Consider the following 25,984-nt stretch of genomic DNA (forward strand, 5'->3'; position numbering starts at 1 on the left):
CCTCAGTGCTTCGCGGCGCGGATCGCGGCCCACACGGTGGGCGGCGAGGCGGGCATGGCGATGTCGGCGATGCCGATGGCATCGGTGATGGCGTTGATCACCGCCGGCGGCGAGCCGATGGCGCCGGCCTCGCCGCACCCCTTGATACCGAGCGGGTTGCCCGGGCATGGCGTGTTCGAGGTCGAGACCTTGAACGACGGCAGGTCGCCCGCGCGGGGCATCGTATAGTCCATGTAACTCGCGGTCAGAAGCTGTCCGCTGGCGTCATAATGGGCGCCCTCCAGCAGCGCCTGGCCGATCCCTTGCGCGATGCCGCCATGCACCTGGCCCTCGACGATCATCGGATTGATGATGTTGCCGAAATCGTCGGCGGCCACGAATTGGACGATCTCTGTCGTTCCGGTCTCCGGTTCGATCTCGACCTCGCAGATGTAGCAGCCCGCCGGGAAGGTGAAGTTCGACGGATCGTAGAAGGCCGTTTCCTTCAATCCGGGCTCCATCCCTGCCGGCAGATTGTGGGCGGTATAGGCGGCCAGCGCCACCTGGAACCACGGCACGTTCTTGTCGGTCCCGGCAACCTTCAGCGCACCGTTCTCGATGACGATGTCGCCCTCGTCGGCTTCGAGCAGGTGGGCGGCGATCTTCTTGGCCTTGGCCTCGACCTTGTCGAGGGCCTTTGATATCGCCGACATGCCGACCGCGCCCGAGCGCGAACCGTAAGTGCCCATGCCCATCTGCACCTTGTCGGTGTCGCCATGGACGATCGAAACCGAATCGATCGGTACGCCAAAACGCTGGTTGACCAGTTGCGCGAAGGTAGTCTCGTGGCCCTGGCCATGGCTGTGCGAGCCGGTCAGCACCTCGATCGTGCCGACGGCATTGACCCGCACTTCGGCCGATTCCCAAAGGCCGACGCCGGCGCCAAGCGAGCCGACCGCCGCCGACGGCGCGATGCCGCAAGCCTCGATGTAGCAGCTCATGCCGATGCCGCGCAGCAAGCCCTTCTTGGCGGCCGCCGCCTTGCGCTTGGCAAAGCCGGCATAATCCGAAGCTTTCATGGCCGCGTCGAGCGAGGCGCCATAGTCGCCGGCGTCATAGTTCATGATCACCGGTGTCTGGTGCGGGAAGGAGGTGATGAAGTTCTTGCGCCGCAATTCGGCAGGCGACACGCCAAGCTCACGCGCTGCCGCTTCCATCGTGCGTTCCAGGAGATAGGTGGCTTCCGGCCGCCCTGCCCCGCGATAGGCATCGACAGGAGCCGTGTTGGTGTAGACCGTGCGCACATTGGCGTGGATGGCCGGAATGTCGTACTGGCCCGACAAGAGCGTCGCGTAGAGATAGGTCGGCACGCAGGACGAGAACAGCGACATGTAGGCGCCGAGATTGGCGATCGTGTCGACCTTCAGCCCGGTGACCCGGTTGTTCTTGTCGAAAGCCATTTCCACCGTCGAGACGTGGTCGCGGCCATGCGCATCGGAGAGAAAACTTTCGGTGCGGTCGGCGACCCATTTGACCGGCACGCCGGTTTTCTTGGAAGCCCACAGGCAGACGATCTCTTCGGGATAGATGTAGATCTTGGAGCCGAAGCCGCCGCCGACATCCGGCGCGATGACGCGCAGCTTGTTTTCCGGCGCGACATTGTAGAAGGCGCTCATCACCAGCCGCGCGACATGCGGGTTCTGTGATGTCGTCCAGCAGGTGTAATGGTCCTCGGCCTTGTCGTAGTGGCCGAGAGCCGCGCGCGGCTCCATGGCATTCGGCACCAGCCGGTTGTTGACGATCTTCATGCGGGTGACATGCGCCGCGGCCTTGATCGCCGCGTCGGTCGCCTTGGCATCGCCGATCTCCCAGTCGAAGATCAGGTTGTTCTCGGCCTCGGCATGGATCTGCGGCGCGCCCTTTTCGAGCGCCTTGGTGGCTTCGACGACGGCCTTCAATTCCTTGTAGGTGATCTCGACCGCCTCGGCCGCATCGCGGGCCTGCCCCTTGGTCTCGGCCACGACGATGACGACGGCGTCACCGACATAGCGCACCTTGTCGACGGCCAGCGGCGACCAGGCGCCCATCTTCATCGGCGAACCGTCCTTGGAATGGATCATCCAGCCGCAGATGAGGTTGCCGATGCCGTCGGCCTTGAGCTCCTTGCCGGTCAGCACGCCGATGACGCCGGGCATGGCTTGCGCTCGTTTGACGTCGATCTTCTTGATCTGCGCATGCGCGTGCGGGCTGCGCACGAAAGCCGCATGCTTCATGCCGGGAACCACCATGTCGTCGACATAGCGGCCGGCGCCGGTGATGAACCTTTTGTCTTCCTTGCGCGCGACCCGAGCGCCAACACCTTCAATACCCATCAGAAATTCCTCCCGAATTTAAGGGGAGTAGGTGAGCAGGGCACTAAGGCAGCAGGGAAGTTTTTCTGCTGGTTCCCTACTGCCTTAGTGCCCTACTGCCCTACTGTCTTGTTCATCACGCCGCTTGCTTGGCCCTGCCCTTGGTCCCCTTCGCCATCGTCTTCGATGCAGCGAGGATCGCCTTGACGATGTTGTGGTAGCCGGTGCAGCGGCAGATATTGCCTTCCAGTTCGGCTCGCACCGTCGCCTCGTCGAGGCCTTCGGGATGGCGGTTGATCATGTCGGTTGCCGCCATGATCATGCCAGGCGTGCAGAAACCGCATTGCAGGCCGTGATGTTCCTTGAAGGCGGCCTGCACGGGATGCAGGTCGGCGCCGTTGGCGAGACCTTCGATCGTTACAACGCTCGAGCCGGACGCCTGTACCGCGAGCATGGTGCAGGACTTCACCGCCTTGCCGTCGACATGGACGACGCAGGCCCCGCATTGCGAGGTGTCGCAGCCGACATGCGTGCCGGTCAAGCCGAGATTCTCGCGCAGGAAGTGAACCAGCAGCGTTCGATCCTCGGCGGTCCCGCTGACCCGCCTGCCGTTCACCATCAACGAAACGTCCGACATGAATCCTCCCTGGGTATCAACCTTGGTCATCACGCTGCCGACGCGCCGCTGGCACTTCGGCCATGCGTTATTCGTACACCGCACAACGCACAAAAAACAGCGCGACGGAAAAGGCGGATCATTGTACTTTCGGTCATGGCCACGGCCGGAGGCACATTCCCCTCGCCCCATTGCCAAAACACCGATTGGAAGCAACAATATCCTTCGACGCCTGCGCGCCAGAAGCCTATAAAAACAGCCGCGTATAAAAGAGCGTCGGAGGAAATGCGGGAGAACGCCGCTGACCAGTTCACGGACGCGCTACGCTTGCGGCCTGTCGGCGCTGACCACGGACGAGCCCGACCCGGTTGCTTTCGCTCGCGCGGTCGCCAGCGAGGCCGCGGCAATCGACGCCGGCTTTGCCCTCGTGTTCTTCTCCCAAAGCCTTGTCGAGGCCGGCGCCCTGTCGCGGGCGCTCTCGGCGTATGCGCCGGGGCTTCACCATGCTGGCTGCTCCACCGCCGGCGAGATCACGCCGCAGGGGCTCGAGGAAGGCCACATGCTGGCGATGCTGCTTCCCTCGGCGTCGTTCACCGCGGTCAGCGCCATGGTGGACAATCTATCCTCGTCGGGCATGGACAGGATCACCGGCGAGGTCGAGGCCTTGCGGCGCACGCTGCGCGTCCGGGTGGGCGGCGAGCGGACCAGGAACACCTTCGCGCTCTGCTTCATCGACGGGCTGTCCTACGCCGAGGAAGCGGTCAGCTCTGCCATCCATTGGGGTCTTGACGACATACCCCTGCTCGGCGGCTCGGCCGGCGACGACCTGAAATTCGAGACGACGCGCCTGATCTCGAACGGCAGGGTCACCTCGGACAGCGCCATCATCGTGCTGATCGCCACGGAAATTCCGTTCCACGTCTTCAAGACCGACAATTTCGTTCCGACCGACGAAAAACTGGTGGTCACGGCGTCCGATGCCGATCACCGCATCGTACGCGAGTTCAACGCCACCAACGCGGCAGAAGAATATGCCGCTTCCGTCGGTATCGTCCCGCAGACCCTGACGCCGCTGAGCTTCGCCTCGCACCCGGTCGTGGTGAAGGTGGGCGGTGAATATTATTGCCGCTCGATCCAGAGGATGCACGCGGACGGCTCGCTGTCGTTCTTCTGCGCCATCGACGACGGCGTCGTGCTGTCGATCGCCCAACCCAAGGACATGGTGGAATCGACACGCGCGGCCCTGCGCGAGGTCGAGGCGAGGCTTGGCGGCATCGACCTGATCCTCGGCTTCGACTGCGTGCTGCGCCGGCTCGATGCGCGCAACCGGCAGGTCTTTCGTGATATTTCGGAACTCTACCGGGTCAACAATGTCGTCGGCTTCGGCACCTATGGCGAACAGTACCGGTCGATGCATTTGAACCAGACCTTCACCGGCATTGCCTTTGGCGAACGCCAGGCTGCAGAATGACAAGATGCCGCTCAAGGATATAAACGACCTCGAAAAACTGAAGAAGATCAATGCCGCCCTGGTCAGCCGCGTCGAGCGCTCGATGGACCAGCAAGGCAATGCCTTCTCGCTGTTCCAGACCGCCATCTCGCTCGAAAACCGGGTGCGCATGCGCACCGAGGAGTTGCACTCGACCTTGCGGCGGCTGGAACAGTCCAACATCGACCTCAGCGCCGCCAAGGAAAACGCCGAGTTCGCGAACCTGTCCAAGACGAGGTTCCTCGCCGCCGCCAGCCATGACGTGCTGCAGCCGCTGAACGCGGCTCATCTGTCCGTCTCGGCGCTCGCCGAGGTGCAGACCAGCGACGAAGGCAGGAAGCTGGTGCGGCAGGTCGAGCGCTCGCTGGAGACGATGGAGGACCTGCTGCGCACCCTGCTCGATATTTCCAAGCTCGACGCCGGCGTGGTGCACCCCGACATCGGCGACGTCAACCTGGAGGCGCTGTTCTCGTCGCTGCGCTCGGATTTCCAGCCGGTCGCGGAAATGAAGCGGCTGTCGCTGAAATTCCGGCCGGTCAATGCCGTGGTCCGCTCCGACCGCACGCTGCTGCGCCGCATCCTGCAGAACATCCTCTCCAACGCGCTGGGCTATACCCGCTCGGGTGGCGTGCTCGTCGGCACCAGGCATCGCGGCGATACGATCCGCATCGACGTCGCCGATACCGGCTGCGGCATCCCCGAGGACCAGCGCGAGGCGGTGTTCGAGGAATTCCATCGCGGCACCTTGCCCGCCAATGCGGGGCTCGACGGCGGCGGCCTGGGGCTCGGGCTTGCCATCGTGCGCCGCATGGCCGGCGCCCTCGGCCACCCCGTGACCTTCTCGTCGAAGGTCGGGCGCGGCACGATCTTCCACATCGATGTCCCGGTCGGCATCGGCGCCCCCGCCGACGCCATCGCCAGCGCCACCAGCCTGGAGCGGTCGCGCGGATACGGCCTGTTCGGCACCAAGGTGCTGCTGGTCGAGAACGACGCCGAGGTGCTGGAGGCCATGACCTTCCTGCTCGAGCGCTGGCAATGCCTGGTGCGGGCAGCGACCTCGACCGACGATGCGCTTGACCTGCTCGGCGACACCGACTGGGTGCCTGACATCATCATTGCCGACCAGCATCTCGACGGCGGCGACCTCGGCACCGCCACCATATCGGAGGTCCGCGACTATCTCGGCCGCGCAGTGCCAGCGCTGATCGTCACCGCTGACAGTTCCGAAGCCGTCGCCAAGGCAGCGCGCGCCGACGGCATCGAACTGATGCGCAAACCACTGAAGCCGGCGCAACTGCGCGCTCTGCTGGCGCATTTGCTGGCTTAGAATGGCTCATGCGTTGCTTGATTACCTGGGAAAGCCGGCGTCATCTCTTTTGACGTCACCGCCGTTTGAGTCCTGGAGGTTCAAGCGGACTGGTGATCCTGACCTTCCGGAAATCCGCATACATTACGTCTCCGCGCGCGACAAATTTTCCTTCATCTGCTACGACGACGAAACAATAGACACCATATTCATAGAGGCCGAAAATTTAGATCGAGATTTCTTGGACATTCCCTTTTCATTCAGGCGCAACGATGTGCTGAGCAGCTTTGGCGCACCCTAAAGAAACGGCGCCGCACGGCGAGATCTTTTTTTGGGTGAATTCGGCCCTTGATTTGATGAGGCGCGTCATTCAATACATGTTGAGTATCAGCCTCGTGCAGATCGGATAAGGCGGGTCACGCTAGTGCGCGCGCATGCGGTGCCGTGAACCACGCAGTGCGTTCACCATGCTCGACTGAGAGATCCTCTAAATCCAATGATAGTTCAATTCCATGGCATCACCTTCGACGCGCCCGTCGGATGGGAAGACATAACTGACGACCTTCCTCTGGGGTCACCCCCTACGTTGGCAAAGGCATCAGATGCAGGCGGCGCACTCCAATTCTCTATTGCGAAATATCGTAGCGGGGAAAAGCCAAGTGCGAATTTCGATGTTCTCAGGTCATTTGTGACAGTGTTTTGTCGAAACAATTTTATAGATGTCGAGCGGATTTTTGCGACAGAATTTGGCGACGTAATGTGCGTTGGCGTTTCGTCACGGACTGCAGATCAAACCTTGTCGGCATGGTATCTGTCCAATGGAAACGATTTTGCATTCGTGACCTACCTTGCCGAGGGCGACGAATACGACCTCATCGATGAAGAACTAGGCGAAACGCGAGAAATCATTTCGTCTATATCATTCGGATAGGTACAAGCAAATCAAACGCCATTGAGACATTGTTCTCACCGGATCGCAGCATGTTGCTGCTTCGTTTGCAGGAGTATCGGCGCCCGCCGCTCAAAACCCAGCCTGATCCCGAAACAGCTCCGCATTATCCAGCTTCGAAACCTCGATCACCGCTTGCGTGCGGCTGTAGACGTTGAGCTTGCGCAGGATCTCCGAGACATGCGCCTTCACCGTGGTCTCGCCGACCTGCAACTCGTAGGCGATCTGCTTGTTGAGCAGGCCCTGGCGCAGCATCTGCAGCACGCGCAACTGCTGCGGCGTCAGCTTCGACAGGCGCTGGACCATGTCGGCGCGATCGACGCTGTCGGCGTCCGCCGGCTGGCCTTCATAGGTTTCCGGCACATAGATCGCGCCGTCCATCACCGAACGGATGGCGGCGGCCAGATCGCTCTTGCGCGCCGATTTCGGGATGAAGCCGGCCGCGCCATAAGACAACGCCTCGGAGATGATCCTCGGCTCCTCGTAGCCGGAGACGATCACCACCGGCAGGCGCGGATAGCGGGTTCTGAGCTGCAGCAACCCGTCGAAGCCGTGCACGTCGGGCATGCTAAGGTCCAGCAGCGCAAGGTCGAAAGGCTTGGCATCGGCCAGGAGATCGAGCGCCTCGGCGATCGAGCGTGCCTCGACCGTGTCGACCTCCGGATAGGCCATCTGAACGGCGCTGTGCAGCGCCTCGCGAAACAGCGGATGGTCGTCGATGATCAGGAACCGGGCGCGATCGTTGGGTACTGTCATGTGGCTCGTTCCGGTTTACCTGCCACACCATAGTCCCGCGACCATGGCCGGATTATTAGCAAATAGTCTATCGCCGGTTGATAGGCCGCTGCAAAGGTGATGGGGACCCTGAATTCCTTGTACGGCCCGGCAAAGCCCGTGCTTTATGAAAAGCGACGCCTTGCCCGGTCTCGGAAATCGGCCGAAGGTGCCGCCATCATCCTGATATCCAATGCAGAGACCGCCATGACCGCCTTCGTCCTTCCCGTGCCGCCAACGCCTTCCGTCGCCATCAGCGGGTCGGCCGAGCGCTTTGCCGTGCGGCGCATCTTCTGCGTGGGCCGCAACTATGCGGCGCATGCGCGCGAATTCGGCAATGACGAGCGCGATCCGCCCTTCTTCTTCACCAAGCCGGCCGACGCGGTGGTCGATTCCGGCACCGTCATCCCCTACCCGCCGCTGACGACCAATCTGCACCACGAGATCGAGCTGGTGGCCGCGATCGGCAAAGCCGGTTTCCGCATTCCCCGCGAGCGTGCGCTCGACCACGTCTGGGGCTACGCGGTCGGCATCGATCTTACCCGCCGCGATCTCCAGGATGAGGCCAAGAAGGCGGCGCGGCCCTGGGACTGGTCGAAAGCCTTCGACCGTTCCGCCCCTTGCGGCCCGCTGGTTCCTGCACAAAAGACCGGCCATCCGACGAAAGCGCGCATCTGGCTTGCCGTCGACGGCAAGGTCCGGCAGGACGCCGATCTCACCGAGCTGATCTGGCCAATCGCCGACATTGTCTCGATCTGCAGCGAGGGCGTAGAATTGCAGGCTGGCGACCTGATCTTCACCGGCACGCCGGCCGGCGTCGGCGCGGTCAATCCGGGTGAGACGATGACCGGCGGCGTCGACGGCATCGGCACGATCGAAGCGACGATCGGCCAGCCGCAATCATGAATGACAGGCCATGAGCGACATCGTCCTGCACAATTACTTCCGCTCCTCCACCTCCTACCGGGTGCGGATCGCGCTGGAGATGAAGGGGCTGAGCTATGACTATGTCCCGCATCATCTGCGCCATGGCGAGCATCTGGAGCCGGCCTATCTCGCGGTCAACCCGCAGGGGCTGGTGCCGGCATTGGTGCTCGACGACGGCACGCTTTTGACGCAGTCGCTGGCGATCATCGAGTATCTCGACGAGATCCAGCCCGCGCCGCCGCTGCTGCCGAAGGATCCGCTTGGCCGGGCGCGCGTGCGAATGCTGGCGCAGATGATCGCCTGCGACATCCACCCGGTGAACAATCTGCGCGTGCTGACCTCGCTGCGCACCTTGTTCGGCGCCGGCGACCAGGACATCACCAACTGGTTCCGCCACTGGGTGAACGAAGGCTTTCAGCCACTTGAAAAGATTCTGGCTTCCTCGCCTCAGACCGGAACATTCTGCCACGGCGAGGCGGCGGGGCTGGCCGATATCTGCCTGGCGGCACAGATCACCAGCAACGCCCGTTTCGGCGTCGACCTGACCCCTTACCCGACGATCACCCGCATCAACGCCGCCTGCATGGCACTGCCAGCTTTCCAGACAGCCGCTCCGCAGAACCAGATCGATGCGGAGTAAGGGCTGCTACTGCCGACGCGCCGAGCGAGTAGAAGATCATGTGGCCGCCCGCCCGGCGACACAATGCTCGCGGATTTCCTCAACCGGGAAAACGGCTGACCCTGGCCGGTTCAGCAGACTGGTCAGGCTGGCGGAATCGATTTCCGCTTGACCGGCCAGGGAATCGGCTATCGTTTCCCCGGAGCAATTCCAGGAAAAGTGTGATGCGGTTTTCCGTCTGGGATTGCGTCAAAACAATGAGATAGAGTGGTTCTTCGTTTCCATGAAGCGATGAACCGATCTATCGCGCAGGGGTGGAGTGACCGATGAAAGCCGTCGTCTTCGAGAAGTTCGGCGAAGCGCCGACGATCCAGACCGTCCCCGATCCGAAACCGGCCGCCGATGGCGTCGTCATCAAGGTCGAGGCGACAGGGCTGTGCCGCAGCGACTGGCATGGCTGGATGGGCCATGATGACGGCATCACCTTGCCGCATGTGCCGGGCCATGAGCTGGCGGGAGTCGTCGTCGCCGCCGGCAAGCAGGTCAGCCGCTGGAAGGCCGGCGACCGCGTGACGGTGCCGTTTGCCGTCGGCTGCGGCCGCTGTTTCGAATGCAACTCGGGCAACCATCAGGTCTGCGAGCACCAGACGCAGCCCGGCTTCACCGGCTGGGGCTCGTTCGCCGAATATGTCGGCATAGAGCATGCCGACACCAATCTGGTTCGCCTGCCCGACGAGATGGAATACGCCACCGCCGCCAGCCTCGGCTGCCGTTTCGTCACCTCGTTTCGCGCCATCGTCGACCAAGGGCGGGTCAAGCCCGGCGAATGGGTGGCGGTGCATGGCTGCGGCGGCGTCGGCCTGTCGGCGATCATGATCGCCAGTTCGATGGGCGCCAATGTGATCGCCATCGACCTCACCGACGAGAAGCTGGAGTTCGCCAAAAAGATCGGCGCCGTGGCGACCATCAATGCGTCAACGACGCCGAATGTGGTCAAGGCGGTCAAGCAGATCACCAATGGCGGCGCGCATATGTCGATGGACGCGCTCGGGCACCCGATCACCTCGTTCAACTCGATCGCCAATCTGCGCCGGCGCGGCCGCCATGTGCAGGTCGGCCTGATGCTGGGCGAGCACGCCCGACCGCAAGTGCCGATGGACAAGATCATCGCCTTCGAACTCGAAATCCTCGGCAGCCACGGCATGCAGGCCTATCGCTACCAGGCGATGATCGACATGATCCGCAACGGCAAGCTCAAGCCCGAACTGCTGGTCGGCAAGAAGATCAGCCTCGACGAGGCGCCCGCGGCCTTGATGGCCATGGGCGGTTTCGAGGGGATCGGCATTGGGGTGGTGACGAAGTTCTAGGCGGAGGGGCGCTTCCCGAACTACCGCGCGAACTTCTTCGCCCCGAACACACATGCCACCACGCCGAGCGTGACGACCACCATCAGCGAGCTGACCTGCTCGTGCAGGAGGGTTGCCGCGAGCGCCAGGCCAAAGAAGGGCTGCAGCAGCTGTAACTGGCCCACCGCCGCAATGCCGCCTTGCGCCAGGCCGCGATACCAGAAGACGAAGCCGATCAGCATGCTGAACAGGGAGACATAGGCGAGCCCGATCCAGGCGTTGGAGCCGATGCCGGCAAAGGATGGCGGCAGGGTCGCGAAAGTCAGCACCAGCATGATCGGCAGCGACAGCGTCAGCGCCCAGCAGATCACTTGCCAGCCGCCAAGCCTGCGCGACAGCGCGGCGCCCTCGGCATAGCCCAGGCCGCAGACGACGACGGCGGCGAGCATCAGGCCATCACCGACCGGCGAGGCGGTCACGCCCTGCGCCAGCGCGAAACCGGCGACCAGCGCGCTGCCGATGCACGAAAACAGCCAGAATGCCGGACGAGGGCGATCGCCGCCGCGCAGCACGCCGAAGATCGCGGTCGCCAGCGGCAGCAGGCCGATGAAGATGATCGAATGGGCCGAGGTGATGTGCTTGAGCGCCAATGCCGTCAGCAAGGGAAAGCCGACGACCACGCCCAGCGCCACGATCACCAGCGACACCAGGTCGCCGCGCATCGGACGTTTCTCACGAAAGAGCAGCAGCATCGCCAGGCCAAGCAGTCCGGCAATCGCGGCCCGCGCTGATGTCACGAAGGTCGGGTCGAAATCCATCACCGCCACACGCGTCGCCGGCAGCGAGCCGCTGAAGATCAGCACGCCGACAAATCCGTTCACCCAGCCGCTCGCGGTCTTGTCCATTGCAGGCTCCATTGCTTTCGCCCTCTATCGGGCAGATGCCCGTGGCGCGGCCAGAGACAATGCGGTACAATTCTACGAAACTGTAATGGTATATTGAGCAGTACAGATGACTGACCTCACCTTGGAAACTGATGGCGCGCGAACCCTGGGCGCCGCCACTCTGGTCGAAAGCGTCATGGCGGCCATTCGCCAGCGGATCGCCGCGCGCAGCCTGACGCCGGGAGCACGGCTGCCGTCGATCCGCGCCTTCGCCCAATCCATGCAGGTGTCCAAATCCACCGTGGTCGAGGCCTATGAGCGGCTCGCCGCCGAAGGCACGATCCGCTCCCGGCCGGGCTCGGGCTTCTACGCCGCCGGCTCGCTGGCACCGTTGTCCCTGGCCGAGATCGGTCCCCGGCTCGACCGTGCCGTCGATCCGCTCTGGGTCTCGCGCCAGTCGCTAGACGCCGGCGACGAGGTGTTGAAACCCGGCTGCGGCTGGCTGCCGGCCTCCTGGATGCCGCAGGCCGGGCTGCGGCGCGCACTCCGCACGGCAGCGCGCGCCGATGATGTCGCGCTTGCCGACTACGGCACGCCGCTTGGGCTGCCGCCGCTGCGGCAACTCTTGGCGCGGCGCATGGCCGGGCATGGCATCGAAGTCTCGCCTGAACAGATCATGCTGACCGAATCGGGCACGCAGGCCATCGACCTCCTATGCCGGTTCCTGATCGAGCCTGGCGACACCGTGCTGGTCGACGACCCCTGCTATTTCAATTTCCACGCGCTGCTGCGCGCCCACCGCGCCAAGGTCGTCAGCGTTCGCTACACGCCCTCGGGGCCCGATATCGAACTGTTCGCGCAGGCGCTCGCCGAGCACCGGCCGCGCCTCTACATCACCAACTCCGCCATCCACAACCCGACCGGCGCGATCCTGTCGCCGGTTACGGCACACCGTTTGCTGAAGCTCGCCGACCAGTCGGACCTCACCATTGTCGAGGACGACATCTTCGCCGATTTCGAACATGCCCCTGCCCCGAGGCTGGCGGCATTCGATGGCCTGAACCGCGTCGTCCACATCGGCAGCTTCTCCAAGACGCTGTCGGCGTCGGTGCGCTGCGGTTTCATCGCCGCGCCCCGCGACTGGATCGAGGGCCTGACCGACCTCAAGATCGCTACCACTTTCGGCGGCGGACGCCTGGCCGCCGAATTGGTGCTGACCCTGCTGAAGGACGGCAGTTACCGCAAGCATATGGATCTGCTGCGCGCCAGGCTGGCGCGCGCCATGGCCGAGACCGGCGCCCGGCTGAAGGCGATCGGCATCACGCCCTGGATCGACCAGCCGGCCGGCCTGTTCCTGTGGTGCAGGCTCCCCGATGGCGTTGACGCGGCCGAAGTCGCCCGCCGGGCACTTGCCGACAATGTCGTGCTGGCGCCCGGCAATGCGTTCAGCCTGTCGCAGACGGCCAGCCATTTCCTGCGCTTCAACGTCGCGCAGTGCGAAGACCAGAGGATTTTCAAGGTGCTCGAGGCGGCGATGGCGCGCTGATCTCAGCGCCCCGCACAGACCTCCCGCACGCAGTCGCGCAACCAGCGTTGCGCCGGATCGGCATCGAGGCGCGGATGCCAGAGCATCGAAATGGTGACTTCCAGCGTCGTGACCGGCAGCCGAAAACTGTGCATGCCGGCGCGCGCGCCGGCCGTGTGCCGCTCGGGCACGCTGGCGATAAGCTCCGACGCGCGCGCCATGGCGAGCGCGGCCGAGAAACCCGAGACCATGCAGACGACCGTCCGCTGCAGCCCAAGCGCGCCGAGCGCCTCGTCGATCGGTCCTTTCTCGCGGCCGCGCCGCGAAACACTGATGTGCCGGCCCGCCGCATAGCGCTCGGGCGTCACCGTGCCTTCGCTCAAGGGATGGCCTGATCGGACAGCGCCGATGAAGCGGTCGCGAAACAGCGCCTGGATGCGCACTTCGGGTCCGGTTTCGCCGGCAACCCCGATTTCCAGGTCGATCGCCGCGTCGCGCAGCGACATCACATCCTTGTCGGACTTCGGCGCGAAACGCAGCCGCACCCCCGGCGCTTCGGCCTCGATGCGGGCGACCAGGCGAGGCCCGAACTCCTCGACGAAGCCTTCATTGGTGCGCAGCGTGAAGACCCTGTCCAGGGTTGAGAGATCAAGCAATTCGGCAGGGCGCAGCAGCGCCTCCGCCTCCTGGACGACAGGACTGATTTGGCGGCGCAATTCCTCCGCGCGCGGCGTCGCCACCAGGCCGCGGCCGGCACGGACCAGCAAAGGATCGCCCGTTGCGTCGCGCAGCCGCGCCAATGTCCGGCTCATCGCCGAGGGGCTGAGACGCAGACGGCGTGCCGCGCGGGCCACGCTGCCTTCCGCCAGCAGCACATCGAGAGCAAAGAGCAGGTTGAGATCGGGCGTCGTCATTGGCGGATCTTAGCATGATGTGGCGTTTCATGCACTGATATGATGCAAATGCTGCGCCTTCCGCCATATCATCCGCAAGATTAGATCTCCATCGGCTCCGCTTTCGGAGCGAACGGAAAGGAGATCGCATGGCAGTCGCCGCACAAGATCGGGAAAGGCTGATATCAGCCTCGCAACAGAAGCAATCGGTCGGCTGGGCGCTGGCAAGCCTGTCGCTCGCCACGCTGTTGTCGTCGCTCGGAACCAGCATTGCCAGCGTCGGGCTGCCCTCGCTGATGCAGACGTTCGGGGCGTCGTTCCAGGCCGTGCAATGGGTGGTTCTGGCCTATCTCCTCGCTATCACCACGTTGATCGTCAGCGCCGGGCGGCTGGCCGACATGTTCGGGCGCCGGCCGCTGCTGCTTGGCGGCATCGCTGTGTTCACGTCGGCATCGGTGCTCTGCGGCCTGGCGCCGACGCTTTGGCTGCTGATCGCCGCACGGACCGTGCAGGGGCTTGGCGCGGCGCTGATGATGGCGCTGACGCTGGCCTTTGTCGCCGAGACGGTGAGCAAGGAACGGACCGGCAGCGCCATGGGCCTGCTGGGCGCCATGTCGGCGATCGGCACGACGCTCGGTCCGTCGCTCGGCGGCCTGCTGATCGCCGGCCTCGGGTGGCGCGCGATTTTCCTGGTCAATGTCCCGCTGGGCCTCCTGACTTTCGCCCTCGCTTGGCGCGCCTTGCCAACCGGCAACAAGAACGCGCAGGCCGCTCAAGGCAAGTTTGACGCGATGGGCACTGTCCTGTTGGCGCTGACGCTGGCCGCCTATGCATTGGCCATGACGCTTGGCCGGGGCCATTTCGGTGCACTCAACATCGGCCTGCTGGCCGCCACCGCTCTCGGCATCGGTCTATTCGCCATCGCCCAGAAGCGGGTGAAGAACCCCCTAGTCCAACTCGCCAGCTTCAGGGATCCGCGGCTCAGCGCCAGCCTGGTTATGAGCCTCATCGTCGCCACGGTGATGATGGCGACCCTGGTGGTCGCTCCGTTCTATTTGTCGCGTGGATTGGGACTCGATGCGGCAATGGTCGGCGTGGTGCTTTCGACCGGGCCGCTTGTCTCGACCCTGTCGGCACTGCTGGCCGGACGGCTCTCCGATCGCTTCGGAGCCCACCGGATGATGATCGCCGGGCTCACCAGCCTCGCCACGGGCACCTTCCTGCTGTCGCTCGCCATGACGAAACTCGGCATTGCCAGCTATGTCGTTCCCATCACTGTCACCTGCTTCGGCTACGCCCTGTTCCAGACGTCCAACAATGCGGCCGTCATGAGCGGTGTCGGCGCCGGCGAGCGCGGCGTCATTTCGGGCCTGCTCAATTTGTCGCGCAATCTCGGCCTCGTCACCGGCGCTTCCCTGATGGGCGCCATCTTCGCGGTTGCATCCAACGGCGCTCGCCAAGGAACAGGACAGGATGTTCTGAGCGCCGGCGCGGCCGCCCGAGGCATGCAGATCACCTTTGAGACGGCAACGGTCCTGGCGCTGGCGGCACTGCTGCTCGCGCTGTTCTTGCTGCGCTTTGCTGGCCGTATCCAGCCCGGGATAGCCTGATCCATTTGGACGTTCGCCGGTGCTGCCTAAGGTTGCCGGGCCGATTCCGGGCTGCTACTGAACGGCGCGCAGGCGGATGCCTGCAACGTCAATTTGGGGCAGCAGTATGGGAACCGGCGGCGGGCTTGGGCGAACGCTCAGGCCCCTGCCCGTTTGCGGCGCTCATAGAGCATGACCAGCGTTTCGGCCGTCAGCGCCGGCTTTTCCTCGCCTTCGATCTCTACGGTGTTGGCTGCCTTCATCAGATACTGGCCGGGCCCCCTGTCTTCCATGGAAAGCAGGACGGTGCGCAGCCTGATGCGGGCGCCGACCCTGACCGGCGCCAGGAAACGCACCTTGTCGAAGCCATAGTTGAAGGCGGCCTGGGTGTTTTCCGGCACTATGCCCATGCCGAGCGCCAACGCGCCGATGATCGACAATGTCAGATAGCCATGCGCGATCGTGGTGCGGAACGGGCTTTGCCGCCGCGCGCGCTCAGGGTCGACATGGATCCATTGGTGGTCGCCGGTGCATTCGGCGAACTGGTTGATACGGTCCTGATCGACCGTGGTCCATTCCGAGACGCCGAGTTCCTGCCCGGACATCGTTCTCAGCTGCTCATAGGTCGGCGGCGTTTTAGGCCGTACTTCGTTCATTCCTGCTTTCCCGATCGCTTGCCGTGCCTCCGGACCACGAACGGATGGCTCCTGTCAATTCACCCCTTGTGAATCGGTTCCGTCGAATTCCGGCTGAACCGTGCCATGCCTTGCCGCGCAATGGCAGGCCGAATTCGGATTTTCGGACCTTCCAGCGGCGCCGACGCCAATAACGTGGCGCGGATGCAACTATGCGCAGGGTTGCGAAATTGCAAACCGGCATGTCCCGCCGAAGACGAAACGACAGGCCGCGGAAGCCTATTTCTGCCCGTAGCCGGCGCGGATTTCCTCCATCGCCTCCTTGATGCGCGTGCGCAGGATTTCGATCGATTCGGTTCCGGATTTGCGAGCCAGTTCAGCCACTTCACCGGCATTCTTGAGCGCGGCCTCGAAGGATTTCCTGGCGAACTCCGTCTGCTTGGCCATCAGGTCCTGCGGGTTGCCCGGCGCCCGGTAGCTCTGCGCCATGTCGGCAATTTCGAGCAGCGTGTCCTGCAGCATTTCGCGCTGCCTCGACAACAGCGAGGTCGCGCCATCGGCGCCGGCTCGCGCCGATTTCTCCAAGGCTTCGAGGTTCTTGCGGTGATGGGCAAGGATCGCCTCGACATCGACATTGGGCACCTTCAGGTCGCGGCCGAACCTGCCGAACATACCCATGAAGGAATCGGATTGCGGTAGCTTGGCCATGCTGTCTTCTCCCCTTTGCCGCGGATGCGGGTGCCCTCGCAGGGAGCATAGCACTCGGCTGCAGCCTGTCCATTTCGAAGACGGGCCCGACGATCGATGCGCATCAATTGACCGGGAGCAGCAGCTCGATCGTATAGAGCACGATACCCGCCAGCCCGCCGATGATCATGCCATTGAAGCGGATATATTGCAGGTCCCGGCCAATGTTGATCTCGATCAGCCGCGTCAATTGCGCCAGGTCCCAGCGCTTGACCTGATCGGCGATGAATTTCGACACGCCGCTCTTCTGGCTTTCGACGAAGGAGGCCAGCGCCACGACGAACCCCTGGTTCATATCGGCCCGGATCTGCGCATCGCCGGCGAGATGGCGGCCGACCTCGACGAACATGTTGGCGAGATGAGCGCGGATCAATGAATTCGGCGCCTTGGCATCTTGCTCGATGAACAGGCTGAGGCTCTCCCACATGTCACCGGCCAGCGCCCTGACTTCGGGTCGGGCGAGGAAATCGTGCTTCATCTTCTCGGCACGCTTTGCATATTGCTTGGACGTCCGCAGCCGTTCGACGAAGCCTTGCGCGAAACGGTCGAACTCGGCGCGCATCGGGTGGTCGGGATCGGCCCGCACCTCGTCAAGCAAGGAGCCCGCCGAGGCGACGATCTTCTTCAGGAGATAGGCGTCGGCGCGGAACAGGTTGAACAGCGACGGCAGCTCCTCGCGGATCTTCTCGCGCATCGTCGCCAGGGCCTGTTCGTCGTTGAGGAAGCGCCCGACCACCTTGATGAACTCGTCGAACAGCTTTTGATGACGGCGGTCGTCGGTCAGCGCCGACAGCAGTTCCGCCGCCAGCGGCGCCAGCGGCACTTTTTCGATCTGCTCGAGCATGCGGCTGGTGACGAAGCCGCGCAGACCGGACTGCTCGACGGCGGCAAGTGTCTGCGGCACCAGCCGCACGACGAAGCGCGACAGGCCGGCGGCGCGTTCGGCATTGGTCAGCCAGTCGGCGACGAGTGCCGCAAAATCGACCTCGGCAAGCTTTTCCCGCACCGGTTCCGGCGCCAGGAAATTGGCCTCGATGAAGCGGCCGAGATTGTCGGCGATGCGGTTCTGGTTTTCCGGGATGATGGCGGTGTGCGGGATCGGCAATCCAAGCGGCCGCCTGAACAGCGCCACCACCGCGTACCAGTCGGCAAGGCCGCCAATGGTCGCCGCCTCGGCGAAGGCTGCGACAAACCCCAGCCATGGATGGGAGCTCTCGAACGACTTGGCCAAGGCGAACACCAGCACGCAAAGCGCCAGCGCGGCCGTGGCGATGAATTTGGTGCGACGCAACGCCGAGAGCTTGGCGGTCGCGTCAGTATCGAAACGGACAGGCGCCAAGGACGAAGCCGATTGGGACATGGATGAACTGCTCCTCGTCGATCTCTGGTCGACCTCTTGTCGACCTCTGGTCGACCTCTTGTCGATCTCTGGTCGACCTCTTGTCGATCTCTGGTCGACCTCTTGTCGATCTCGGCCCTATCTAGGGTTTCATCAGCCGGAATGCCCGTAGCAGCCGGTTTTCCCCTCGTTTTGCAGGGCCGCGCACATAAAGTTGACGAGAATATTCATCTATGATGCCCGGCTAGTCTGGAATTGTTCCAAGGTATAGGCCATATTCGGGTCAAGGCTAGCGCGTCGAATCCGAAATTCCGGGACCAGAACCGCGGCGGCCAAGTTTCAGGAATCAGGCGTGGTTGAACCGCGCCGGCGCCTAGTGAGGACGAAATGCGGCTTACACGCCAGACCAACTATGCCATGCGCATCCTGATGTATTGCGCCGCCAACAATGACCGGTTGAGCCGCATTCCCGAAATCGCGACCGCCTATTCGGTGTCGGAACTGTTCCTGTTCAAGATCCTGCAGCCGCTGGTCGAGAACGGACTGGTCGAGACGGTGCGCGGCAGGAATGGCGGCGTCCGGCTTGGCCGCGCCGCCGAGGCGATCAGCCTCTTCGACGTCGTGCGCGTGACCGAGGAAAGCTTTGCCATGGCCGAATGCTTTGAGAACGATGCCGCCGAATGCCCGCTGGTCGACAGCTGCGCGCTGAATTCGGCGCTGCGCGAGGCCCTCAACGCCTTCTTCGGCGTGCTCGCGCGCTACACCATCGCCGACATGGTGGCGGCAAGGCCGAATGTGCGCAACCTGCTCGGCATCGACATGCTGGAACGCCGCGCCCCGGCCGCCTGAGCAAGTCTCTCTCCCCACGTCTGGGTAGGTCTGTTGAGATCCAGGTCAGGCCGGCCTCACCTGAATATCAATAGACCGCGGATTGCGGCAACACGAACGGCATATTGCCGGCCGGCAGCACGCCGACCCTGAGCCGGCAATCGAATACTTTTTCGATCAGATCATCACTCAGCACATCGTGTGGCGAACCGGTGGCCGCGAGCCGACCACGATGCATGACGAAGATCCGGTCGGCATACATGGCCGTCAGATTGAGGTCGTGCAGAATGGCGACCACGCCGCCGCCCCTTCTGGCGAAGTCGCGGGCGATGTCCATGATGATCAGCTGATGCTTGATGTCGAGGCTGGAAACCGGCTCGTCGAGAAAGAGATAGCGCGGCTTGCCGTCGAGCACCGGTGCCCAGACCTGGCACAGCACGCGCGCCAGCTGGACGCGCTGCTGCTCGCCGCCCGAAAGCGCCTGATAGAAACGCCCGCCAAAACCGTCGAGGTCGACACGCGCCAGCGCCCGCTCCGGCAGCCGCGCATCCTCGCCCGGCAAGGCACCCGAGCGCCCGCCGACGAGGCCGAGCTTGACCACCTCGCGCACCGTGAACGGGAAGGACAGCGTCGTCGCCTGCGGCAGCACCGCACGATGCACCGCACTCTCGGCCGGCTTCATCGACGAAAGATTTCGGCCGTTGAGGGCGACGTGCCCGGTATAGGCGAGTTCGCCCGACAACGCCTTCAGGAAGGTCGTCTTGCCCGAACCGTTGGGGCCGACGATCGCCGCTATTTCGCCAGGCCGCGTGTCGAAATCGACACCACGGATTATGCGCTTGCCGGCGATATCAACGGAAACATCCCTTGCCTCGATCATCAAAGCCTCACAGGTCCCAGGTCTCGCCGAACTCACGTCTCACAGATCGATCACGCCGCGCTTGCGCAGCAGGATCCACAGGAAGAACGGCGCGCCCGCGATCGCGGTGACGATGCCGATCGGCAATTCGGCTGGCGCCACAATGGTGCGCGCAACGGCATCGGCCAACAGCAGCAGCGAGGCGCCAAGCAGCGCCGACGCCGGCAAGAGATAGCGGTTGTCCGGACCGATCAGCAGGCGCAGCAGATGCGGCACGACGATGCCGACGAAGCCGATGCCGCCGCTGACCGCGACGGAGGCACCGACCGCAGCCGACACGCCGATGATCGCTGTGTATTTCAGCCGCTGCACCGGTAAGCCGAGATGGCCGGCGGTCGCCTCGCCCAGCGCCAGCGCGTTGAGGCCGCGCGCCAGGAAAGGCATCGCCGCCAGCGCCAGTATGATGATCGGTCCGACGGAACCGATCTTCGCCCATGTCGCGCCACCAAGCGATCCGAGTGACCAGAACGTCAGGTCGCGCAGTTGGCGATCGTCGGCCATGAAGATGAGGAGGCCGGTCAACGCCATGGCAAGGGCTGTCAGCGCGATGCCGGCGAGCAGCATGGTGGCGACCGAGGTTTGGCCACGTCGCGTCGCTACCTGATAAAGCACCAGGGTCGAGGCAAGGCCACCGAAGAAGGCCGCCAGCGGCAGCGCAAGCGTACCGAGCAAGGTCGTCAACGGCGCCAGCACCGTGGTGCCAAGCACGATGATGGCCACCGCGCCGAGACTGGAGCCGGCGGAGACGCCGATCAGGCCGGGGTCGGCCAGCGGATTGCGGAACAGCCCCTGCATGACGGCGCCCGAGACCGCGAGCGCCGCGCCGACCAGCATGCCGAGGATGATGCGCGGCAAACGGATGTCGTAGATGATCAGGCTGTCACGGGCGCTCAGCGCCGCATCGCTCGGAATGGCCCCAAGCAGCCAGTCCTTGAGGACGCTGACAGCCGAAGCATCCGATGCCCCTGACGTTAGCGACAAAGATATGGCGGCCGCGAGCCCGAAGCACAAGAGCAGGATGATGATGCGGGCGCGGCCTGAGCGGTCACCTTCGGATACATTCGCCATCACCGTCACCGGGCCGGCGATCGATTGATCTACCATGATATGCCCGCTCAGTCCGTGACTTCAGCGCCATAGAGCGAGACGGCGAGGTCGTGAATGGCATCGGCGGTGCGCGGCCCGAAGCCGAGCAGATAGCCGCCATCGATGCGTATCAGCTTGCGCGCGCTTCCGGCCGGCGTCGAGGCGATCGACGGGGTGCCGAACAATTCGTCTTCCGACACCGGCGGCCCGGCATTGCTCATCATCAGGATCACGTCAGGCCTGGCGGTGATGATCGCCTCGTCGGACATCTGCTTGTAGCCGGAGAAGCCTTCGACGGCGTTGACCCCGCCGGCCAGCTTGACCATTCCATCGGCTGCGGTTTCGCTGCCGGCCGCCAGGATCTTGCCGCCCTGTATCGACAGCACGAACAGGATGCGCTTGCGCTCCTTGATCGAGGCCGTCTGTTTTTCGGCTGATGTCAGTTTGGCATCAAGTTCCTTGGCCAGCACCTCGGCCTTGGCATCAACGCCAAGCGCCTTGCCGACGATGCGGACCTTCTCGAGGATGCCCTCGTGGCTGTAGTGCTCAGGCACCTCGATGAAGGGAATGCTGGTTTTCTTCAGCACGTCGACGGCCTCCCTGGGGCCGCTGCCGTGCAGCGCCAGGATGCCGGTCGGATTGACCGACAATACGCCTTCCGGCGACAGGGCGCGCATATAACCGACATCGGGCAAGGCAAGCGCCGCTTTCGGATAATTGCTGGTGGAATCGCGCGCCACCAGGCGTTTCTCCTCGCCAAGCGCATAGACGATTTCGGTGATCGAACCGCCTATGGCGGCGATCTTCGACGGATCGGAGAAGACCTGGACGCCCTCGGCGGCGCCGGCCGGCTGCAGCGCGGCAAGAGAAAGGCCGACGATCGGCGCAAGCATCGATAGGCGCATGGCCGGCAGGTTCGGGAAAAACCGCATCACACTGTTCCTCACGCTGCCGTCGGGCTCGGGATACGCGGCAGGTTCTCGGCCAGGAATCGCCAATCGTCGCGCTCGCTTTCGCCTTCATGGCGCTTGCCGAAGAATTGGATGATCATCTCGCCGTCAGCGCCAAAGACCTCGAGCGATGTGACATGGCCATCCTTGGTCGGTTTGCGCACCGCCCAGACTTCATGGATGTGGTCCGTGCGCAGGTGCAGGTGGAAGGTCTCGTCCAGAACATTGATCCACGGCCCCATCGGCTTGATCGACTTGACCGGGCCGGAATGGATCTGGATGCAGCCGCGGTTGCCGACGAAGCACATGATCGGCATGCCGCCTTCGGCGGCGTGGTGGAACATGGTGCGGACCGCGTCATTGTCGAGCAGCCAGGCATAGTCCGTTCCGACCATGCGCACCGCCTGACGGCGGCTGAGCTTGAGCGTTTTCAGCATGCCGAAGAACTGGTGCACGTCGGTCAGCCGACTCCAGCGGTCGCGCAGATCGTTAGGGTTGGCGCTGGTTGTCCCGGCCTCACTCCGATCGTCGGAGATTGGCCCTGCAATATCGACCGTCGGTTCCTGGTTGGGCGATTCCAGCGAGGCGACCAGCTTCTGGTAGGCGTAGAGGCTGGAGGCCGGCCGCAGATGCACCTTGTGCACCGCCTCGCCCGCCGCATCGAAGAACTGCAGGCTGCGGCGGATCTCGTCGCCCTCGCGTTTCTCGACGGCAAAGCCATGCGCCCAGACCTTCGGGAAGATGCGCAGGTCGATGTTCTCGCCAAGCACCATGGCATTGTGGTTGCCGGTGACGACCTTGTCATAGACGCCGATCTTTTCGTGCACGGCGCTTTCGTTGCGGGTCAGCGCCATCACCTCGCCGACCGCCTCGAGACCGGTCAAGAGGTCGTTGACGCGCGGTTCGATGCGAACGACGCCGTCGCCGCAATGCGCGGCGACCAACTCGGCTTCCGAAATGCCGAGTTGGGCGGCCAGGTCACGCTCGCGCGTTTTCGGGTTTTCTGTCCGTGCCCGCCGGATTTCGTGCGGGGCGGGTTTTACGCGCTGGTCCATGTCTCGTCCCTGCTGCCTAGAGCAATTCCAGGAAAAGTGTGAAACGGTTTTCCGTCCGGAATTGCGTTACAAAGAGATAGAGTGGTTCGGCGTTTCCGCGAAACGGTGAACCGCTCTTGCCTTACTTGTTGAGAATGAGCTTGCCCTGCCGGGTGATCTTCAGCCGGTAGAGCGCGCCATGATGCTCGATGCCGATCTCGTGCTCGCCCTGGAACAGCGTGTTGCTGGAGAGCGTTCGCACCGCCAACGGGATCCGATCGAAGCGGGCGGAGGCATCATCGGAACGGCGGACGCGATAGCGAAAATCGTTGGGATTGTGCGTGTTCATCTGGGTCGATCCCTTTCCTGTGCCGGGCATCTGGCTAGGCGTTGCGAAATTGCCGATTCATTTCTTGACTTGAATAATCATGTTTATTAGTCAGTGCAATACCGGAGTAAACGAGTCAACATTTAAGACGCCGGACGCGATGAAAAATGCCAGCAAGCCCCGGGCCAGCCAGCATGAAACCTGGAATCTGGAGTTGGGGCATGGGGTTTTTGAACTGGGAATTGCGCGGCCGGTCGACGGCAAGCGGTGTCGCGGCTTTGTTGGCGAGCGGGGCGGCGATCGCCTTGTCCGCGCCACCGGTGCATGCCCAACAGGCAACGCAGCCGGCGGGCGAGCGGACGGATCAGTCGAAGCAGGCTGACCAGGAAAAAGCCGCCCCCGCGGGCGCGACGCTGCTCGACAAGATTTTGGTTATCAGCCGTACCGGCGAAACGGCTATCGAATCACTGGCCTCGGCAAGCCATGTCGACCAGGAGCAACTCGACCGCCGCATGGCGACGACGCCGAACGAGATGCTGTTGGGTGTGCCCGGCGTCGCGACACAGGCCGACGCCAGGCGCGTCAGCACCAGCATCAACATCCGCGGCCTGCAGGATTTCGGCCGCGTCGCGGTCATTGTGGACGGCGCGCGCCAGGATTTCCAGCGTTCAGACCATGGCACCCAGTCGACCTTTTACATCGACCCCGAGCTCGTCAAATCCGTCGATGTGATCCGCGGTCCGGTCGCCAACACCTATGGTTCGGGCGCCATCGGCGGCGTCGTCTTCTTCGACACCAAGGACGCCGCGGACTTCCTCAAGCCTGAGGAAGCATGGGGCGCTTCGGTAACCGGACGCTATGAGAGCAACGGCAAGGGCTGGACCACCAGCGCCACCGGCGCCTACCGTTTCAACGAGAACTGGGACGCGCTCGCCAACATCGTCTACCGCAACTACGGCGACTACAAGGATGGCGACGGCGACACCGTCAACGGCACCGGATTCGACGTCCTGAGCGGCCTGCTCAAGACCAGCATACGGCCGACGGAGAACAGCGAGTTGAAGCTGGGCTGGGTCGGCTCAAGCGACAGCTGGGACGAAACCAGCGGCGGCGTGCCGGTCAACGATGTCGACCTGAAGTCGAACACTTTCACCGCCCGTTACAACATCACGGATGAGGACAAGAGCTGGCTCGATCTCCACATCAACACCTCCTACAACAAGACCAATCTCGACCTGACCAGCCTCGTTCCGCAAAAACGGTTTGATCCCGTAACGGGTCTTCCCACTGTCCTGCCGGCGGGGTCGCAATCGACTTTCGACGCCGGCACCACGGGTATCGACATCTGGAACACATCGCGCTTCGAAACAGGCGGGATCGCCCACGAATTGACCTATGGCGGCGATTGGGTCGGCGACAATGTGAAGACCGGCGGTACGGCCGGCGGCGACAGTTTCTACACGCCCTCGGGCAAGCGCAACGGGTCCGGCGCCTATGTCCAGGACAAGCTCACCTGGGACTGGCTCGAGTTCATCGCCGGGCTGCGCTACGACAATTACAGCCTCAAGGACAGCACGCGCGAGACATCGGGCGACCGGCTGTCGCCGCGCATCACCGTCGGCGTCTCGCCGTTCGAGACCGCCGGCCTTGCGGGCCTGCAATTCTACGGTACCTACGCCGAAGGCTATCGCTCGCCGTCGCTGACGGAAACGCTGATCAGCGGCAACCATCCGGCCGGCGTCACCTTCCCGTTCCTGCCCAATCCCAATCTGCGGCCCGAGACCGGCAAGACGACGGAATTCGGCATCAACTACAAGCAGAACGACATCTTCGAACCCGGCGACGCGCTTCGCGTCAAGGCGGCCTACTTCCACAACAATGTCGACGATTACATCGATGGCGTGACCCTGTCGCCGTTCGCTCCAGGCAGCGGCTGCCCGTTCGGGCCTGGCATTCCGATCTGCTTCCAGTATCAGAATTTCGCCCAGGCCAAGATCGACGGCTTTGAACTGGAAGGCGTTTACGACGCCGGATGGGGCTATGCCGGGCTTTCGGCCTCGATCACCAATGGCCACACCATTTCCTACAAGGGTGTAGAAGCCGATCTCGCCACCATCCCCTCCTCGCAGGTCACCGCCCAGCTCGGGCTGCGCTTCCTCGAGGACAAGCTGACCGTTGGTGGTGAGGTCCAGTACAACGGCAAACCAAAGGGCAACGCGGTGGCCGAGGACTATACGCTGGTCAATGCCTTCGCCAGCTATCAGGCGACCGACAATCTGAAGGTCGATTTCCGCGCCGACAATCTGTTCGACGTCAAATACGCCAACCCACTGAACGGCAGCACGACGGTTGCGGTCTATGAGCCGGGCATAACGCTGAAACTGGCGGCAACCATGCGGTTTGGAGGCTGATGGCATGACAAGCTTGACGACATCGCTTCGTCTGCTGACCTCGACGCTGGCGATGTCGCTTGCGATGGTTCCGGCGCGGGCTGAAGGGTCCGCGCCGGCCCCCGCGCTGACCCTGGAGCTCAATGCCGCGCGGCCTTCCGACAAGGGCTGCCGGCTGACCTTCCTGGTCAACAACAATCTCGGTGCCGACCTCTCCAAGACAGCGTTCGAGATTGCGCTGTTCAATGAGGCCGGCATCGTCGACCGGCTGACCGTGCTCGATTTCAAGGATCTGCCAGCTGGCAAGACCAAGGTGACCCGCTTTGATCTCGCCGGCACCGACTGCACCAAGGTCAGCCGCGTGCTGATCAACAGCGCGACCGAATGCGCAGGCGCGGGCGTCGAACCGGCCGCCTGCATGCACAAGCTGAAGACGGACACCAAGACCGGCATCGCTTTCGGCGTCTGAGAATGGCGTTGG

24 protein-coding genes are annotated in these 25,984 nt (G+C 63.5%); 11 read left to right on the forward strand and 13 right to left on the reverse strand.

All coding sequences use genetic code 11. From position 1 onward, the window contains the following. Nucleotides 1-2: 2 nt before the first annotated feature. Both FJV80_RS10860 and FJV80_RS10865 read right to left on the reverse strand, forming a co-directional pair. Complete coding sequence (locus FJV80_RS10860) at nt 3-2,351, reverse strand: xanthine dehydrogenase family protein molybdopterin-binding subunit (RefSeq protein ID WP_095790966.1); 2,349 nt, start codon at nt 2,349-2,351, stop codon at nt 3-5. Nucleotides 2,352-2,466: 115 nt separating this feature from the next. Further along, nucleotides 2,467-2,967, reverse strand: a complete 501-nt coding sequence (locus FJV80_RS10865) for a (2Fe-2S)-binding protein (protein WP_095772883.1) — start codon at nt 2,965-2,967, stop codon at nt 2,467-2,469. 313 nt (nt 2,968-3,280) lie between these two features. Between FJV80_RS10865 and FJV80_RS10870 the strand changes: the two genes are divergently transcribed. The 3 genes from FJV80_RS10870 (at nt 3,281) to FJV80_RS10880 (ending at nt 6,672) form a co-directional block, all read left to right on the forward strand. After that, a complete protein-coding gene (locus FJV80_RS10870; RefSeq protein ID WP_095772884.1) occupies nt 3,281-4,417 on the forward strand; it encodes an FIST signal transduction protein in 1,137 nt (378 codons plus the stop codon). A gap of 4 nt (nt 4,418-4,421) precedes the next feature. After that, nucleotides 4,422-5,762 (forward strand): hybrid sensor histidine kinase/response regulator, encoded by a 1,341-nt coding sequence (locus FJV80_RS10875; protein ID WP_142876337.1) that lies wholly within the window; start codon nt 4,422-4,424, stop codon nt 5,760-5,762. 475 nt (nt 5,763-6,237) lie between these two features. Continuing rightward, complete coding sequence (locus FJV80_RS10880; RefSeq protein ID WP_142876338.1) at nt 6,238-6,672, forward strand: hypothetical protein; 435 nt, start codon at nt 6,238-6,240, stop codon at nt 6,670-6,672. A 90-nt stretch (nt 6,673-6,762) separates the two neighbouring features. On the opposite strand, the gene FJV80_RS10885 is transcribed toward FJV80_RS10880, so the two are convergent. Next, nucleotides 6,763-7,446: a response regulator transcription factor gene (locus tag FJV80_RS10885; protein ID WP_064984109.1), complete on the reverse strand. Its 684-nt coding sequence runs from the start codon at nt 7,444-7,446 to the stop codon at nt 6,763-6,765. Between the two features lie 225 nt (nt 7,447-7,671). On the opposite strand from FJV80_RS10885, the gene FJV80_RS10890 reads away from it, so the two are divergent. The 3 genes from FJV80_RS10890 to FJV80_RS10900 all read left to right on the forward strand — a co-directional run bounded on the left by FJV80_RS10890 (nt 7,672) and on the right by FJV80_RS10900 (nt 10,377). After that, a complete protein-coding gene (locus FJV80_RS10890) occupies nt 7,672-8,370 on the forward strand; it encodes a fumarylacetoacetate hydrolase family protein (protein WP_142876339.1) in 699 nt (232 codons plus the stop codon). Nucleotides 8,371-8,380: 10 nt separating this feature from the next. Next, nucleotides 8,381-9,031 (forward strand): maleylacetoacetate isomerase, encoded by a 651-nt coding sequence (maiA, locus tag FJV80_RS10895; RefSeq protein WP_095790965.1) that lies wholly within the window; start codon nt 8,381-8,383, stop codon nt 9,029-9,031. Between the two features lie 305 nt (nt 9,032-9,336). Beyond that, nucleotides 9,337-10,377, forward strand: coding sequence for a zinc-dependent alcohol dehydrogenase family protein (locus FJV80_RS10900; protein ID WP_142876340.1), 1,041 nt, complete (start codon nt 9,337-9,339; stop codon nt 10,375-10,377). 20 nt (nt 10,378-10,397) lie between these two features. On the opposite strand, the gene FJV80_RS10905 is transcribed toward FJV80_RS10900, so the two are convergent. Further along, nucleotides 10,398-11,261, reverse strand: coding sequence for a DMT family transporter (locus FJV80_RS10905; RefSeq protein ID WP_142876341.1), 864 nt, complete (start codon nt 11,259-11,261; stop codon nt 10,398-10,400). Between the two features lie 106 nt (nt 11,262-11,367). On the opposite strand from FJV80_RS10905, the gene FJV80_RS10910 reads away from it, so the two are divergent. Next, nucleotides 11,368-12,786 carry a PLP-dependent aminotransferase family protein gene (locus FJV80_RS10910; RefSeq protein WP_142876342.1) on the forward strand — a complete coding sequence of 473 codons (1,419 nt, stop codon included), beginning with the start codon at nt 11,368-11,370 and terminating at the stop codon, nt 12,784-12,786. Between the two features lie 2 nt (nt 12,787-12,788). Here the strand turns inward: FJV80_RS10910 and FJV80_RS10915 are convergent, their stop codons facing one another. Further along, nucleotides 12,789-13,679, reverse strand: coding sequence for a LysR family transcriptional regulator (locus FJV80_RS10915; protein ID WP_095790961.1), 891 nt, complete (start codon nt 13,677-13,679; stop codon nt 12,789-12,791). Nucleotides 13,680-13,807: 128 nt separating this feature from the next. On the opposite strand from FJV80_RS10915, the gene FJV80_RS10920 reads away from it, so the two are divergent. Then, nucleotides 13,808-15,268, forward strand: coding sequence for an MFS transporter (locus tag FJV80_RS10920; RefSeq protein ID WP_142876343.1), 1,461 nt, complete (start codon nt 13,808-13,810; stop codon nt 15,266-15,268). Nucleotides 15,269-15,405: 137 nt separating this feature from the next. Here FJV80_RS10920 and FJV80_RS10925 read toward each other — a convergent pair whose 3' ends face one another. The 3 genes from FJV80_RS10925 to FJV80_RS10935 all read right to left on the reverse strand — a co-directional run bounded on the left by FJV80_RS10925 (nt 15,406) and on the right by FJV80_RS10935 (nt 17,989). Beyond that, nucleotides 15,406-15,903 (reverse strand): MaoC family dehydratase, encoded by a 498-nt coding sequence (locus tag FJV80_RS10925; protein WP_095772891.1) that lies wholly within the window; start codon nt 15,901-15,903, stop codon nt 15,406-15,408. A 258-nt stretch (nt 15,904-16,161) separates the two neighbouring features. Then, nucleotides 16,162-16,590, reverse strand: coding sequence for a phasin family protein (locus FJV80_RS10930; RefSeq protein WP_142876344.1), 429 nt, complete (start codon nt 16,588-16,590; stop codon nt 16,162-16,164). 103 nt (nt 16,591-16,693) lie between these two features. Then, nucleotides 16,694-17,989 (reverse strand): DUF445 domain-containing protein, encoded by a 1,296-nt coding sequence (locus tag FJV80_RS10935; RefSeq protein ID WP_142876345.1) that lies wholly within the window; start codon nt 17,987-17,989, stop codon nt 16,694-16,696. A gap of 366 nt (nt 17,990-18,355) precedes the next feature. On the opposite strand from FJV80_RS10935, the gene rirA reads away from it, so the two are divergent. Continuing rightward, the gene (gene rirA, locus FJV80_RS10940; protein WP_142876346.1) at nt 18,356-18,817 is read left to right on the forward strand and encodes an iron-responsive transcriptional regulator RirA; all 462 of its coding nucleotides are present in this window, start codon (nt 18,356-18,358) and stop codon (nt 18,815-18,817) included. A 67-nt stretch (nt 18,818-18,884) separates the two neighbouring features. On the opposite strand, the gene FJV80_RS10945 is transcribed toward rirA, so the two are convergent. The 5 genes from FJV80_RS10945 to hemP form a co-directional block, all read right to left on the reverse strand. Further along, nucleotides 18,885-19,676, reverse strand: a complete 792-nt coding sequence (locus tag FJV80_RS10945; RefSeq protein WP_142876347.1) for a heme ABC transporter ATP-binding protein — start codon at nt 19,674-19,676, stop codon at nt 18,885-18,887. Between the two features lie 39 nt (nt 19,677-19,715). Further along, entirely contained in the window at nt 19,716-20,819 is a 1,104-nt protein-coding gene (locus tag FJV80_RS10950) for an iron ABC transporter permease (RefSeq protein WP_142876348.1), read from the reverse strand. An 11-nt stretch (nt 20,820-20,830) separates the two neighbouring features. Then, nucleotides 20,831-21,733: a hemin ABC transporter substrate-binding protein gene (locus FJV80_RS10955; RefSeq protein WP_142876349.1), complete on the reverse strand. Its 903-nt coding sequence runs from the start codon at nt 21,731-21,733 to the stop codon at nt 20,831-20,833. A gap of 11 nt (nt 21,734-21,744) precedes the next feature. After that, the gene (locus tag FJV80_RS10960; RefSeq protein WP_142876350.1) at nt 21,745-22,806 is read right to left on the reverse strand and encodes a hemin-degrading factor; all 1,062 of its coding nucleotides are present in this window, start codon (nt 22,804-22,806) and stop codon (nt 21,745-21,747) included. Between the two features lie 121 nt (nt 22,807-22,927). Next, nucleotides 22,928-23,134: a hemin uptake protein HemP gene (hemP, locus tag FJV80_RS10965; protein WP_027051401.1), complete on the reverse strand. Its 207-nt coding sequence runs from the start codon at nt 23,132-23,134 to the stop codon at nt 22,928-22,930. Nucleotides 23,135-23,334: 200 nt separating this feature from the next. Between hemP and FJV80_RS10970 the strand changes: the two genes are divergently transcribed. Both FJV80_RS10970 and FJV80_RS10975 read left to right on the forward strand, forming a co-directional pair. Beyond that, nucleotides 23,335-25,524: a TonB-dependent hemoglobin/transferrin/lactoferrin family receptor gene (locus tag FJV80_RS10970; RefSeq protein WP_142876351.1), complete on the forward strand. Its 2,190-nt coding sequence runs from the start codon at nt 23,335-23,337 to the stop codon at nt 25,522-25,524. Nucleotides 25,525-25,528: 4 nt separating this feature from the next. Beyond that, on the forward strand, nt 25,529-25,972 hold the full coding sequence (locus tag FJV80_RS10975; RefSeq protein WP_142876352.1) for a hypothetical protein: 444 nt from the start codon (nt 25,529-25,531) through the stop codon (nt 25,970-25,972). The last annotated feature ends 12 nt before the right edge of the window (nt 25,973-25,984 follow it).

It is taken from the genome of Mesorhizobium sp. WSM4310, assembly GCF_007003935.1.
Classification (GTDB): domain Bacteria; phylum Pseudomonadota; class Alphaproteobacteria; order Rhizobiales; family Rhizobiaceae; genus Mesorhizobium.

Bases quoted from the DNA above. Each gene is read 5' to 3' on its own strand.
- FJV80_RS10885 (WP_064984109.1), bottom strand. From the start codon at position 7,446: ATGACAGTACCCAACGATCGCGCCCGGTTCCTGATCATCGACGACCAT.
- FJV80_RS10945 (WP_142876347.1), bottom strand. From the start codon at position 19,676: ATGATCGAGGCAAGGGATGTTTCCGTTGATATCGCCGGCAAGCGCATA.
- rirA (WP_142876346.1), top strand. From the start codon at position 18,356: ATGCGGCTTACACGCCAGACCAACTATGCCATGCGCATCCTGATGTAT.
- FJV80_RS10905 (WP_142876341.1), bottom strand. From the start codon at position 11,261: ATGGACAAGACCGCGAGCGGCTGGGTGAACGGATTTGTCGGCGTGCTG.
- FJV80_RS10930 (WP_142876344.1), bottom strand. From the start codon at position 16,590: ATGGCCAAGCTACCGCAATCCGATTCCTTCATGGGTATGTTCGGCAGG.
- FJV80_RS10935 (WP_142876345.1), bottom strand. From the start codon at position 17,989: ATGTCCCAATCGGCTTCGTCCTTGGCGCCTGTCCGTTTCGATACTGAC.
- FJV80_RS10960 (WP_142876350.1), bottom strand. From the start codon at position 22,806: ATGGACCAGCGCGTAAAACCCGCCCCGCACGAAATCCGGCGGGCACGG.
- FJV80_RS10955 (WP_142876349.1), bottom strand. From the start codon at position 21,733: ATGCGGTTTTTCCCGAACCTGCCGGCCATGCGCCTATCGATGCTTGCG.
- hemP (WP_027051401.1), bottom strand. From the start codon at position 23,134: ATGAACACGCACAATCCCAACGATTTTCGCTATCGCGTCCGCCGTTCC.
- FJV80_RS10865 (WP_095772883.1), bottom strand. From the start codon at position 2,967: ATGTCGGACGTTTCGTTGATGGTGAACGGCAGGCGGGTCAGCGGGACC.
- FJV80_RS10880 (WP_142876338.1), top strand. From the start codon at position 6,238: ATGATAGTTCAATTCCATGGCATCACCTTCGACGCGCCCGTCGGATGG.
- FJV80_RS10950 (WP_142876348.1), bottom strand. From the start codon at position 20,819: ATGGTAGATCAATCGATCGCCGGCCCGGTGACGGTGATGGCGAATGTA.
- FJV80_RS10875 (WP_142876337.1), top strand. From the start codon at position 4,422: ATGCCGCTCAAGGATATAAACGACCTCGAAAAACTGAAGAAGATCAAT.
- FJV80_RS10925 (WP_095772891.1), bottom strand. From the start codon at position 15,903: ATGAACGAAGTACGGCCTAAAACGCCGCCGACCTATGAGCAGCTGAGA.
- FJV80_RS10890 (WP_142876339.1), top strand. From the start codon at position 7,672: ATGACCGCCTTCGTCCTTCCCGTGCCGCCAACGCCTTCCGTCGCCATC.
- FJV80_RS10860 (WP_095790966.1), bottom strand. From the start codon at position 2,351: ATGGGTATTGAAGGTGTTGGCGCTCGGGTCGCGCGCAAGGAAGACAAA.
- FJV80_RS10915 (WP_095790961.1), bottom strand. From the start codon at position 13,679: ATGACGACGCCCGATCTCAACCTGCTCTTTGCTCTCGATGTGCTGCTG.
- FJV80_RS10975 (WP_142876352.1), top strand. From the start codon at position 25,529: ATGACAAGCTTGACGACATCGCTTCGTCTGCTGACCTCGACGCTGGCG.
- FJV80_RS10920 (WP_142876343.1), top strand. From the start codon at position 13,808: ATGGCAGTCGCCGCACAAGATCGGGAAAGGCTGATATCAGCCTCGCAA.
- FJV80_RS10910 (WP_142876342.1), top strand. From the start codon at position 11,368: ATGACTGACCTCACCTTGGAAACTGATGGCGCGCGAACCCTGGGCGCC.
- maiA (WP_095790965.1), top strand. From the start codon at position 8,381: ATGAGCGACATCGTCCTGCACAATTACTTCCGCTCCTCCACCTCCTAC.
- FJV80_RS10900 (WP_142876340.1), top strand. From the start codon at position 9,337: ATGAAAGCCGTCGTCTTCGAGAAGTTCGGCGAAGCGCCGACGATCCAG.
- FJV80_RS10970 (WP_142876351.1), top strand. From the start codon at position 23,335: ATGGGGTTTTTGAACTGGGAATTGCGCGGCCGGTCGACGGCAAGCGGT.